Source organism: Actinokineospora inagensis DSM 44258, assembly GCF_000482865.1.
In the GTDB taxonomy this organism is placed as follows: domain Bacteria; phylum Actinomycetota; class Actinomycetes; order Mycobacteriales; family Pseudonocardiaceae; genus Actinokineospora; species Actinokineospora inagensis.
Genome location: NZ_AXWW01000005.1, coordinates 156,210 through 168,639 on the forward strand (window position 1 = coordinate 156,210; position 12,430 = coordinate 168,639).

Consider the following 12,430-nt stretch of genomic DNA (forward strand, 5'->3'; position numbering starts at 1 on the left):
CGAACGAAGGCGAAAAGAGTTGGCTCAGCGGGCACGCCAGAAGACCCGTGAGGTCAACAGGAGCGAGCCGCCAGCCTGTGGGCACACTGAAAGACAACCCGAGCGGGACAAGCGCCCCCGCAGGTTGGACTGGAACTGCCGGAAGTCACACGGGACGAAAGCCGTGGAGTCAAGCCCGACAGGCAAGCTCAAGGACACAAACCCACGAACCACGCCCGCCGCCGCAACCCAGCCCCCACCCGTCCCGGGGGGCGACCCCGGACCCAGCCTACCCAACCAGCAAGATCAACAGGCGCCGGCGACCCAGCCTGTGGACACGCGAGAACGATGTGGACAACTCAACCGCAGCACCGAACACCCCCACACAAAAGGACGATCCCGCACCCACCCACCACACTGACCACGTGAACGGCGATCCCAAACGCGGCGAACTGCGGATCTACCTCGGCGCGGCCCCCGGAGTCGGCAAGACATTCGCCATGCTCGGCGAGGCCCACCGTCGGCGCGAACGCGATACCGATGTCGTTGTTGGCCTGGTCGAGACGCACGGGCGGGCGAAGACGGCGGAGTTGCTCGACGGGCTGGAAGTACTCCCCCGCCGGGTGCTCGTCCACCGGGGCGTCGAGTTCACCGAGTTGGACGTTCCCGGGATGCTCGCCCGCTCCCCCGAGGTCGCCGTGGTCGACGAGCTCGCCCACACCAACGCACCCGGTTCGCGGAACGCCAAGCGCTGGGAAGATGTGGAGGAACTGCTCGCGGCGGGGATCGATGTGCTGTCCACCGTCAACGTGCAGCACTTGGAGTCGCTCAACGACGTGGTGTGGCGGATCACCGGGGCTCGGCAGCGGGAGACCGTGCCGGACGAGGTGGTCCGGCGTGCTGAGCAGGTCGAGTTGGTCGACATCACGCCGGAGGCGTTGCGCAGGCGGCTCGCCCACGGGAACGTCTATGCCGCTCACAAGATCGATGCCGCGCTCGGCAACTACTTCCGGATCGGCAACCTGACCGCCCTGCGCGAGCTGGCTCTGCTGTGGGTCGCCGACCAGGTCGACGTGGCCTTGCAGCGGTACCGGACCGAGCAGCGGATCACCGACACCTGGGAGACCCGCGAACGGCTCGTGGTCGCCATCACCGGCGGCCCGGAGAGCGAGACGCTGATCCGGCGTGGTCGACGCATCGCCGCGCGGGCCGGGGCGGACTTGATGGTCGTGCACGTCATGCGCGGCGACGGGCTCGCCGGGGCGCCGCCGGAGCAGGTGGCCAGGTCGCGGAAGCTCACCGAGGACGTCGGCGCGAGTTTCCACAGTGTCGTGGGCGACGATGTGCCGACCGCGTTGCTGGAGTTCGCCCGGGGGGTCAACGCGACCCAACTGGTGCTCGGCACGTCCCGGCGGACCCGGCTGGCCAGGGCGTTCGACGAGGGCATCGGCGCGGCCGTGACCCGGTCGTCCGGGCAGATCGACGTGCACATGGTCACCCACGAGGCGGCCCGCAGGGCGCAGCGGTGGTCGCTGAGCCGCACCGCGCTGAGCCCGGTGCGGATGGTGGTCGGCTGGGCGCTGGCAGTGGTCCTGCCGGTCGCGGTGACCTGGCTGGGCCGGGCGGCGCCGAACCTGACGTTCTCCACCGACGAGATCGGGTTCTTCCTGGCCACGGTCGTGGTCGCCCTGGTCGGCGGGCTGGGTCCGGCGGTGGTGGCCGCCGTGTTCGGCGCCGGGCTGCTGAACTACTTCTTCACCGAGCCGCTCTACAGCCTGTCGGTGAACAACCCGGACAACCTGGTCAGCCTCGTCGCGATGGTGCTGGTGGCGGTGCTCGTCGCGCTCGTCGTCGACCGCGCCGCCCGGCTGGCCATCCAGGCGGCGCAGGCGCGGACGGAGGCGGCGCTGCTGGCGTCCTACGCACGCACCGTGCTGACCAGCCCCCGGCCGCTGGAGCGGCTGCTGGAGAAGGTCCGGGAGAACTTCGGCCTCGACTCGGTCGCCCTGCTCGAACAGCAAGGCGGCGGTTGGCACCGGGTCGCCTGCTCCGGTCCCCGGCCGTGCGCCGAGCCGGACGAGGCCGATGTGGACGTCCCGGTCACCGCCGAGGTCCACCTTGCCCTGCGCGGCCGGACGCTGCCCGCCGGTGACCAGCGGGCACTGGAGGCCGCCGCCGGTCAGGCCCTGCTGGCGTTGCGGCAGCAGCGGATGGCCGCCGAGACGGCCGACGCCCAACGCCGCGCGGAGACCACCGAGCTGCGCACCGCCCTGCTCTCGGCCGTCGGCCACGACCTGCGCACCCCGTTGACGTCGATCAAGGCCGCCGTGGGCAGCCTGCGCGCCACCGACCTCCAACTGTCCGAAGAGGACACGGCGGAGCTGCTGGAGACCGCCGAGGTCTCGGTGGACCGGCTGGCGGGCCTGGTCGACAACCTGCTCGACTCGTCCCGGCTGGCCACCGGCGCCGTCGCCCCCCAACTGCGCCCGGTCGGCTACGACGAGGCGGTGGCCCGCGCCCTCGCCGGGATCGACAGCCGGGACGCGGTGGTCGTCGAGGTCGCCGAAGACCTCCCCGGGGTCCTGGCCGACGTCGGTCTGCTGGAACGGGTGGTGGCCAACGTCATCGACAACGCCCTGCGCCACGGCGGCCCCCAGGTCGCCGTGCGCGGCAGCGCCCACGCCAACGCCGTCGAACTGCGCGTCGTCGACCACGGCCCCGGCCTCCCCCGCGACGCCGCCGACGCCGTGTTCGCCCCCTTCCAACGCCTCGGCGACCGCGACAACATCCCCGGTGTCGGCCTTGGCCTGAGCGTCGCCAAGGGCTTCACCGAGGCCATGGGCGGAACGATCACCGCGGAGGACACCCCGGGCGGCGGGTTGACCATCGTCGTGTCACTGCCCGTCGCCGCTGGTGGCTCGGCTTGATCACCGGCACAATGGCGGTCCCCGACCCCCGACGATCCGGACACGACGATCAGCTACCCGAACACTTGCGTCGAGCCCAACCCGGCACTGCGCGAACTACTCGCCCGCTCCGACGAGTCGATCTTCCTCATGGGCGGCCACGGCACCGGTAAGACCTGGCTGGCCACGCAGTTCGTGCTCCGAACGCAGACCTCGCGCACCGCGGGCAAGTGGTTTGACGTGGACAAGTGGGATGGCCACAGCGCAGTCGGCACCTGGCTCAAGACCGGCCCACGGACAGCGGAACTGCTCGACGCGGGGAAGATCCACCCCGTCATCGACGGGGTGGATCGGCTCGCCCCCGGGCTGCGGGCCGGGTTCCTCGACCAGGTGCGGGACCTGCCGTTCCCCGTCCTGCTCACCGGTCGACCGATGGACATCGACGACCGGTTCCCGATCATCCAGGCACAGCCCCCGCCACTGCACGCCACGCTCGGCGCCTGGCCCGAGATCGCCCAGGACGTGCACGACGATCCGACCGGCCCGCCCGCACTGGCGTTGGCCGATCCGGTCAACCGATACCTGCTCACCAAGAACTACGCGGAAAAGCCCGGGGCAGCGGCCGAACTGGTCGACCGCACGGTGTTCCCGGACGCGGCGGCGATCGAACGGCACCTCTCCGACAACGCACGCCGCGGCCCGCTTGACCGACTTCGTGCGCTCAGCGCCTTCGCGCAGACGAGTGGAACCGAGGGGATCGCCTGGTGGACCCTGCCGAACCAGGCACCCCGGGCGGCATTCACCACCGTCGCCGCGATCACCGGTGCGCTCGGCGGAGTCGCGGCGGAGATCATCGCGGGTCACACGGCCCTGTCGTGGACCATGACCACGCTGGCGCGGGTTGTCGTCGGGATCGTCATCGGACTGGCGCTGTTCGCGTTCACCTGGCAAGCCCGGCGACCGCGGTCGCCCAGGATGCTCCGCACCGAGTTCCGACTCGGCCGGTGGACGGCGGCGCAGGACGAGAACACCATGCTCGATCCCAAGGACGTCCTTGTCAGCGACCTCGTCGTGGCAATCATGCGGTTCGCCTTCGCGGGGATCCCGGCCCTGTTCCTCCTGCTCTTTCTCCGGATACCCATCGCCAGCGACGCGCTGAAGGTCCTGGCTCTCGCGGTGGGCGTCGCCGGGTTCTCCGGATCGGCCAGTTTCCGGCTTGGGATCGCCTACCTGTCGTCGAGCGCGAGCAGGTACGCGTGGGAGTTCGTCGAGGAACCACCCGCCGAACTGTTGACCCGAACCGGGGGGAGGCTCTACTTCCGCGACGAGTCCATCCAGCAGCGGCTGGCCGGGCTGCGCCTCGACTGGGTCGAGTTCGACGAGGTCGGCGCGCGCGGTGGACACCTCGCCGTGCTGCGCGGACGGTTAGTCGAACAAGCGTGCCTGCGCGCTGACGTCGCCGGGATGATCGAGCCCGACGCGCTGCCCGCCTTCAAGGCGGACGTCGTGTCCGATGTGGACAAAGCCAATCCGGCGATCCGGATCACCACGGCGGCCGCGCGCGAGCGTTACTTCACCGCAAAGGCCAACTACGTCGCCGCTGCGCTCGGCAGCTCCCTGAGCCAGGCGGTGGGGCTGGCCTTCCTGTCTCGCGCGCTTGTCGTGCCCGGCGCGCTGTTGTCGGTGTTCAGCTACCTGATCGCTGTCGCACTCTGGCACGGCGTCCTCTGGCTGTCCTTGACCATCTCCAGTGTCATCGTGGCAGGTTGGGCGGCCTGGTACATCAAGACCCGTGCGATCCGGTCGACCTCGGCCGGGCTCGGCTTGGTGATCGCGATGACCGCCGCGGGCGTCTTGCTACCGCGTCAGATCCCTTTCCTGAACCGGGGCTGGTTGTTGGCCGGTGCCTGTGGCGCGTTGTTGTGCTTCGCGGGATGGCGGCTCGCGAAACGATTCCGGATTCGGACCGGGGCGTTGAAGTTCGACGATCCCGATCGGTGGCCGCCTCGCGGTCGCTCTACAGCCGAGGACGACGCGCGCAAGGCGGCTCAGGACGCTTTGCGGGACTGGTACGACGCGATTGTGGAACGCGGGATCATGCCGCTGGTGCGGGTGCGACTGGTGGACGCCGCAGTGTGGTCGTACGAGAAAGTGTTGCCCACGGCGGATGTCCGGCGGCTCGGTGACATCACCGATGTGACCGAGTACGTGCCGACCGAGACCAGTGAACGGCTGCGGCAGATCATCGACACGCGGTCCGGGGGCGCCATCGGGATCAGCGGTTCCCGCGGGGCCGGGAAAAGCACGCTGCTGAAGATGTTCGGCGAACTCCGGTTCGGTGCGAGACCAAACGACGTCACCCTGGTTGTGCCCGCGCCGACCAACTACGGGTCGCGGGATTTCCTCGTTCACCTTTACGCCACGCTTTGTCGGAAGGTGATTGGCTCGGAAGAGGTTTCGTCGCGGCGGGTGCGGGTGTGGTGGTTCGTGGCACTCGGCGGTGTGGTGACGGCGCTGGTCGCATGGCGGTGGGACTGGTTGACGACGGTGGCGCGGTTGGTTCCGCCCAACTGGCAGCGGGTGACCGTCGGGGCGGGTCTGGCGGTCACGGCGGGTGCGCTGGGCTTCGCGTGGTGGCAGCAGCGTCGGGCGCGGCGCCGCACCGGCGACCCCCTTGTGGCAGCAGCGAAACAGCGACTGGACGGGCTGCGGTTCGTCGAGACCACGACGGTCACGACATCGGTGACGGTGAAGCCGCCTGCGGTCGCGGAGTTCGGTGGATCACAAGCGAAAGCCAAGACGGGGCAAGTAAAGACACTGCCGGAACTGGTCGACGATTTGCGGGACTTTCTCCGGTTGTTGACCAGGGACAAGCCCGGCACGCGGGTCGTGTTGTGCGTGGACGAACTGGACAAGATCGGCACGGCGGCCGAGGCCGAGCGGTTCCTCAACGACATCAAGGCCATCTTCGGCGTCGAGGGCTGCTTCTTTCTGGTGGCGGTCTCCAGTGACGCGCTGGCGTCGTTCTCGGCGCGGTCGCTGGCCGTGCGGACCGCGTTCGACTCGGCGTTCGACGACGTGGTGACGGTCGGCCGGTTCGAGCTGTCCGACACGCGGCGGTTGTTGGTGCAGCGGGTATCGCGGTTGCCGGAGCCGTTCGTCTGGCTTTGCCACGCGTTGTCCAGTGGGCTGCCCAGGGACCTGAACCGGATCGTCCGGGACCTCTACTACATCCACACGAAGCTGCGGGTGGACGACCTGGCCACGTTGTCGCGCGAACTGGTGGCCGCCGACCTGCGCGTCGTGACCGACGGCCTCGCCGCCCGGGTCGCCGACCGGTTCGACCACTTCGCGGTGACCACGCGGCGGCACATCGCCGAGGCCAGCAGGCTCGACGTCACCAGCCTGGCGCTGCTCAACCACCAGGCGCCGAACGACCCGCGCACCGCCGGGGACGAGCTCAACACGGTGCTCGCCCAACTCCAGTCGTACCTGACCTACGCGGCGGCGCTGCTGCGGGCGTTCGGGGACAACGCGGACACGGTCATCGGCGAACTCCGGAACACCCCGGCCGAACCGATCGACTACCTCGCCCTCGCCCGGGTCTCCCTGTCCGCCGACCCCGGCGGCGCCGACGCCTACCTCCGGGACTGGACCGAGTTCGAGGATCGGCGCCGGTAGTCCGCAACGAAACCAGTGCGACCCATGTGGACGGCAAGCATGTGTCCACACCCGACCCATCGTCGCACCGGTGTGTTATCAACGCGCACAGCCTATTTCCGGGTCAGCTTTTTGATCACGCAGAGTGTGGACCTTGCTTCCGCCCATCGAACGAGTTAGTCGATTTCACCCGACCGCCGCCGTTTACCGAGTTGAGATCCGTCCCGGTCTCCCGGATTAGCCTCATCCGGTAACAACGGCGATCAGCGTCCCTACCGGCGAACTCTCATGCGATTATCAACAAGATCCTGCTGTGGCTCAACGGAATCGGCCCCATCACCTTCCAACAACGACTCCTCGCGGCCCCCTCCTCCGATGCCGCGGGGGAACAGGGTGGACGTGGGACCGCCCGCATGCCGGCCCCACGTCCACCCGCCACTCAGCCAAGCCGCGTCTGACCTCGGAAGGTCGCGAACCACTCGCGGTCGTCCACGGGGCCCGTCACGCCGTCACCCGGGCCAGCACGACACCGCTGACGATCAGGGTCAGCGCGGCGATTCGACCGCATGTCACCGGTTCCCGGCCGATGGCCATGCCCACGGTGATCGTCCCGATCGCACCGATGCCGGTGAACACCGCGTAGGCCGTCCCGACCGGCACTGTCGTCATCGCGCGGGACAACAGGTATACCGCGCCAACGCACAACGCCAGGCACAGAAGTGTTGGCACGGGGCGGGTGAAGTTCTCGGTGGGCCGGATGCTCAACGCCCACGCGATCTCGACCAGTCCGGCCGCGACCAGCGTCAGCCAGCCCATCGCCGTGCCCACAGGTCCGCGACCAACTCGTCCACCGCCACCTCGGCCCGCGCCACCGAGTCGTGGTGCTTGGCCGTCAAGTGTCCGAGGACCGGGTCTACCAGCGTGTTGCTCAGCTCGACGCTCAGGAAGACTGGGTCGTCGACTGCGAAGTGGCCGGCCAAGAAGTCGCGCAGGTACCGCTCCTGGTGGTCGAACGCGGCCTTCGGCGTGCCGGGGCCGTATGCGCCGCCGCGGGCGCTGAGCACGACGAACACCCGGCCCGCCAGCGACATCCGGGGGAAGGTGATCTGGTCGATCCAGGTCTTGAGGGCGCCGGGGACCGAGTAGTTGTACATCGGGCTGCCGATCAGGATCACGTCGGCGGTCAGGACCTCGTCGAGCAGTGGTTCGACCACCGCCCACGCGGCCTCCCGCTCGGGGGTGGTGACCGCCTCGACGTAGCGCGCGGGGTCGGTGATCCCGCGTCTGAGCAGGTCGTCGCAGATCTCGGTCCACGCCTGGTTGATCGGCGGCGGGGGATCGACCGCGAGGTCGCGGTGGGTGTAGTCGCCGTCGGGGTCGACGGTGCGCCAGGCGCGGGCGAACCGGGCGGTCAGGTCGCGCGAGAACGATCGACTGCGGGCGCTGGCGTCGAGGTGGAGCAGGTGTGGCATGCGAGCCTCCGAAATAACTGGACACTGCGTCCACTTATAGCTGCGAACTGGACGCGTTGTCCACATGTTTCCGGCCGCGGTTGCCATAGGGCAGGACGTCGTGGCAGGTAGAGACGTGGGCGGCCCGGATCGAGCCACTAGATTGGGCCCATGCCCGAACGCGCCGACGCCGCCCGCAACCGGGCTCGTGTGCTGACCGCCGCCGAGGACCTGTTCGCCGAACGGGGCGCGCGCAACGTCACCATGGACGACATCGCCAAGGCCGCGGGCGTCGGCCGCGGCACGCTCTACCGCCGCTACCCCGACCGCGCCGCCATCGCCCTGGCCCTGCTCGACGACCACGAACGGGTCCTGCAGGAGAAGTTGATGGGCGGCGACCCCCCACTCGGCCCCGGCGCCCCACCGGCCGAACGCCTGGCCGCCTTCTACACCGCGATGGTCGACCTGCTCGACCGGCACAGCCACCTCGCGCTCGCCGCCGAGGTCGGCCACTCCCGCTTCACCACCGGCGCCTACGGCTTCTGGCGCGCCCACGTGCGAGCACTGCTCGTCGACGCCGGAACCCCCGACCCGGACGCCCTGGTCGACGTCGCCCTCGCGCCACTGGCCCCGGAGGTGTTCCGCCACCAACGCGAGGAACGCGCCCTCCCCGTCGACCGGATCACCGCCGCACTGCGCGTGCTGGCGCGGGGCCTCACCACCTGATCGGCTACCCCTGCTGGATCAACCGCAGCAGTCCCGCGTAACCGATGTCGTGCAGCCGCTGTCCGGACTCGGCGTAGGTGTCGGGGGTCGCTGCGATCCCATGGCCGTCGACCACGCGGTTCATGAAGTTGAACACCGCGCACACCATAATGGCGTCGTGCAGGGCTTGTTCGGACCACCCCGCAGCATAAACCGCGTCGACATCCACACGGGTGATCGCGGCGGGCGTACGGGTGAGCTTTTCGACATAAGCGAGAACAGGCCGCATCCGGACATCCACCTCCCCAGCCGAAATCCCGAACGCCTCAGCCGTCGCCGAGTGGATACCGTGGCAGTACCCACAAGCATTGACCCCGGAGACATAGGCGGCAATGAGCTCCCGCTCCCCCACCGTCAACGGCGACGCCCCCCGCATCACCACCTCATGCAACGACAACAACGGCGCCGACGTCTCCGGGTACCGCCGGAAAATGTCCAGCAAAACAGCATTCTCCGGCAACGACGGCAGATAAGCCACAACAACGCTCCATTCCCGTTCGCGGTACGCCCCCCACCCTGGCAGACTCCCCACGCCCCGCGAATCGCCCAACCAGGCTTCCTGGCTGGGGTCAGAACGCGGCGATGGTGGTGGGGGTGCGTTCGGTGCGGGTGAGGGCGCGGATGATGGGGAGGGGGCCGTGGCGGCGGGTGGCGAGGGGGATCAGGAGGTTGAGGACGAGCTGGGTGGTTTCCGGGGTGAACTCCGGTGTGGGGACACCGACGCTGACGGCGAGGTCGTCGGAGTGGACGACGAGTTCCATGGTGCGGGTTGTCAGCAAGTCCTCAATCGACAGTGACCATGGGCCCCACAGTCGCATGCGGACGTTGCGGGGGGTGGGGTCGGCCAGTTGGGGTGTGATGGTGGCGATGGCGGCCTCCACCTGATCTGCCAGAGCCGAAGGGCCGTCGGCGGCGATTTGGTCGCCGCCTGCGCGGATGCCGGAGTTGATTTCGCTGTCGAGGCCGCTGTCGATCCAGGCGGCGCGGGCGTAGTGCTCGGACAGCGGGATGCGTTCCTCGGTGGCGGGTGGGAGGGCCAGCACTTCCGGGACGACCAGGACCTGGTACGCCAGGTGACCGGCGAGGCCCGCGACCCGGAATTCGGCCAGGGCGCTGGGTTTCTCCCATTCGGCGGCGACGGCTGGGTCGCGCAGGAGGGTCAGGGCTGTGGTGGCGGCGGACAGGAACGCTTCCTTGCTCACGGTGGTGTTCACTCCTCGATCGCCCCGCCGACGGTGCGCAGGTGGTCCCGGAAGGTGAGGGCGGGGTCCGCCAACCGGGCTGCGATGAAGCGCTCGAACGCGACCTGGGTGCGCAGGGGTCGACCGTTCTTGATCTGGTCGGCCTGGGTGCGTTCGGTGTCGCGGATGCCCTCGGCGATGTCGAACAGCTCGTCGGCGCGGTTGGCGGGGATGAACAGGATGCCGTCGTCGTCGGCCAGGACGAGGTCGTTCCGGTCGACTGTCCACTGTGCGACGGTGGCCGAGTCGAGCGCACCAGGTGGGCGTTCATCCACTTGCAACGGTCCGGTTGGGATCGCGCCGAGGCTGAACACCGGTAGGCCGATGGCGCGGATGTCGGCCGTGTCGCGGTGCAGTCCCCAGATCACCACGCCCGCCACCCCCGCTCCCGCGGCCTCCAGCACCACCAGGTCACCCACGCAAGCCTGGTCCACCCGGCCGCCGTTGTCGACCACCAAAACGTCGCCGGGGCGTGCGGACTCGAACGCCTCCAGGAACACGTCGACGCTCCCGGCGTGCCGCGCGGGCAGCACCCGGCCGACCACTCGCGCACCGGGCGAGACGGCTCGCAACGACACCGGTCGCACCTCCACCCCGGCCCGGACGCAGGCATCCGTCAGGTGCGCCGTGGTCAGGTCGGCGAACCGGGCCACCAGGTCGCTCACAGCGCGTGTCCCGTCGTGATGTCGACGTGGGCGGGTACCTCGTCGTGGTCGTCGCCGACCGACAGGGTGCCGGTGGGCTCGACGAGCAGTACGTGGGCGCCGTCGTGCGATGACGGTTTGTGGTAGGTGCCGCGCGGGACGACGAACAACGAGCCCTGCCGGAGGGCGACGGTGCGCTCGGTGCCGTCCTCGCGCAGCTCGATGTGCATGTCGCCGTCGATCACCAGGAACAGCTCGTCGGTGTCGTTGTGCACGTGCCAGACGTGCTCGCCCGCGAACTTGGCCAGCCGGATGTCGTAGTCGTTGACCTGGGCGGCCAGCCGCGGGCTCCAGGTCTGGGTGAAGGAGGCGAACGCCTGCGCCAGGTCGATGGGGGTCGTCACACCACCACTCTGGACGGCCCGGGACCGGCTCGCGAGTGTTAGGAATCGCATATGTCGAATGGATCCTCGCACCGGGTGGTGGCGTTGGTCGAGGACGGGTCGAACCCGTTCGAGCTGGGTGTGGCCACCGAGCTGTTCGGCCTGCGCAGGCCGGAGCTGGACCGCACGTGGTACGACTTCGCCCTGGCCGCGGCCGCCCCCGAGGTCCGGATGCACCTGGGCATGTTCACCATCACCGACGTCGCCCCGCTGGCGGCCGTCGACACCGCGGACACGGTCATCGTGCCGAACCGCCCCGACCCGGTCAGCCCCGCCCGACCCGAGGTGCTGGCCGCGATCGCCCGCGCCGCCGCCCGGGGCGCCCGGCTGGTGAGCTTCTGCACCGGCGCGTTCACCCTGGCCGACGCGGGCGTGCTCGACGGGCGGCGGGTCACCACGCACTGGCGCTGGGTCGCCGAGTTCGCCCGCCGCCACCCCACCGTCCACCTCGAACCCGACGTCCTGTTCGTCGACGACGGCGACGTCCTCACCGCCGCGGGCAGCGCCGCCGCCCTCGACCTCGGCCTGCACATCATCCGCCGCGACCACGGCGCCGAGACCGCCAACGCCGTCGGCCGCCGGTTGATCTTCGCCGGGCACCGCGACGGCGGCCAACGCCAGTTCGTCGACCGCCCCCTGCCCGCCACCGTCGACACGTCCCTGGCCCCGGTCCTCGCCTGGGCCCGCACCCGGCTGGACCGCCCGCTGACCATCGCCGACCTGGCCGCCACCGCCACCACCAGCCCCGCCACCCTGCACCGCCGCTTCCAGGCCGAGCTCGGCACCACCCCGCTGGCCTGGCTCACCACCGAACGGGTCACCCTCGCCTGCCGCCTGCTCGAACGCGGCAGCCTCACCCTCGACCGCATCGCCACCACCGCTGGCCTGGGCACCGCCGCCAACCTGCGCACCCAACTCCGCCGCCACACCGGGCTCACCCCCTCCGCTTACCGCCGCCGCTTCGGTGGCAAGGAGTAGCAAGCCAGGTGCGGTGCGGGTGCACGCCGAGACACCACCGCCCCCACGTCCGACGATGGCTCCATGACGACGAGCACGATGATCGACGAGGACCTCGCGGCAACCCTGTTCGACGTGCACGACAACGCGGTCCTGTTCCACGCGGGCGAATGGGACACCCCGGCGGGCTTCCACTGGGCCGCCCTCGACGGCACCCCAGGCGGCCCGCTGGCCCCCTGGCAGTCCCACGCCCTCAACACCCTCCTGCACGACGGCCTCGTCACCATCGAATCCGGCGACGACCTCGTCCGCCTGACCGACCACGGCCTCACCACCCTCTACGGCGCCACCGACGCCCCCCTCGCCGCTTGACCTCGACGGCTT

11 protein-coding genes are annotated in these 12,430 nt (G+C 69.8%); 5 read left to right on the plus strand and 6 right to left on the minus strand.

Annotation, left to right across the window (positions count from 1 at the left end):
* Positions 1-404: 404 nt before the first annotated feature.
* Positions 405-2,906, plus strand: a complete 2,502-nt coding sequence (locus tag H504_RS0100795) for a DUF4118 domain-containing protein (RefSeq protein WP_026421202.1) — start codon at positions 405-407, stop codon at positions 2,904-2,906.
* A 129-nt stretch (positions 2,907-3,035) separates the two neighbouring features.
* Positions 3,036-6,566, plus strand: coding sequence for a P-loop NTPase fold protein (locus H504_RS0100800; RefSeq protein WP_026421203.1), 3,531 nt, complete (start codon positions 3,036-3,038; stop codon positions 6,564-6,566).
* Between the two features lie 480 nt (positions 6,567-7,046).
* On the opposite strand, the gene H504_RS0100805 is transcribed toward H504_RS0100800, so the two are convergent.
* Together H504_RS0100805 and H504_RS0100810 are read right to left on the minus strand one after the other, a co-directional pair.
* A complete protein-coding gene (locus H504_RS0100805) occupies positions 7,047-7,361 on the minus strand; it encodes a DMT family transporter (protein WP_026421204.1) in 315 nt (104 codons plus the stop codon).
* Entirely contained in the window at positions 7,349-8,017 is a 669-nt protein-coding gene (locus tag H504_RS0100810; RefSeq protein WP_026421205.1) for an FMN-dependent NADH-azoreductase, read from the minus strand. Before H504_RS0100810 ends, H504_RS0100805 begins: the two co-directional genes overlap by 13 nt.
* 150 nt (positions 8,018-8,167) lie before the next feature.
* Here H504_RS0100810 and H504_RS0100815 point away from each other — a divergent pair, with 150 nt between their 5' ends.
* A complete protein-coding gene (locus H504_RS0100815) occupies positions 8,168-8,722 on the plus strand; it encodes a TetR/AcrR family transcriptional regulator (protein ID WP_026421206.1) in 555 nt (184 codons plus the stop codon).
* A 4-nt stretch (positions 8,723-8,726) separates the two neighbouring features.
* Here H504_RS0100815 and H504_RS0100820 read toward each other — a convergent pair whose 3' ends face one another.
* The 4 genes from H504_RS0100820 to H504_RS0100835 form a co-directional block, all read right to left on the minus strand.
* Positions 8,727-9,239, minus strand: coding sequence for a carboxymuconolactone decarboxylase family protein (locus tag H504_RS0100820; RefSeq protein ID WP_026421207.1), 513 nt, complete (start codon positions 9,237-9,239; stop codon positions 8,727-8,729).
* 91 nt (positions 9,240-9,330) lie between these two features.
* A complete protein-coding gene (locus tag H504_RS0100825) occupies positions 9,331-9,963 on the minus strand; it encodes a maleylpyruvate isomerase N-terminal domain-containing protein (protein WP_051385368.1) in 633 nt (210 codons plus the stop codon).
* Positions 9,964-9,971: 8 nt separating this feature from the next.
* A complete protein-coding gene (locus H504_RS0100830; RefSeq protein ID WP_026421209.1) occupies positions 9,972-10,667 on the minus strand; it encodes an RraA family protein in 696 nt (231 codons plus the stop codon).
* Positions 10,664-11,050: a cupin domain-containing protein gene (locus tag H504_RS0100835; protein ID WP_026421210.1), complete on the minus strand. Its 387-nt coding sequence runs from the start codon at positions 11,048-11,050 to the stop codon at positions 10,664-10,666. Before H504_RS0100835 ends, H504_RS0100830 begins: the two co-directional genes overlap by 4 nt.
* A gap of 51 nt (positions 11,051-11,101) precedes the next feature.
* Between H504_RS0100835 and H504_RS0100840 the strand changes: the two genes are divergently transcribed.
* A complete protein-coding gene (locus tag H504_RS0100840; RefSeq protein WP_026421211.1) occupies positions 11,102-12,067 on the plus strand; it encodes a helix-turn-helix domain-containing protein in 966 nt (321 codons plus the stop codon).
* 63 nt (positions 12,068-12,130) lie between these two features.
* A complete protein-coding gene (locus tag H504_RS0100845) occupies positions 12,131-12,418 on the plus strand; it encodes a hypothetical protein (protein WP_035302895.1) in 288 nt (95 codons plus the stop codon).
* Positions 12,419-12,430 lie beyond the last annotated feature (12 nt).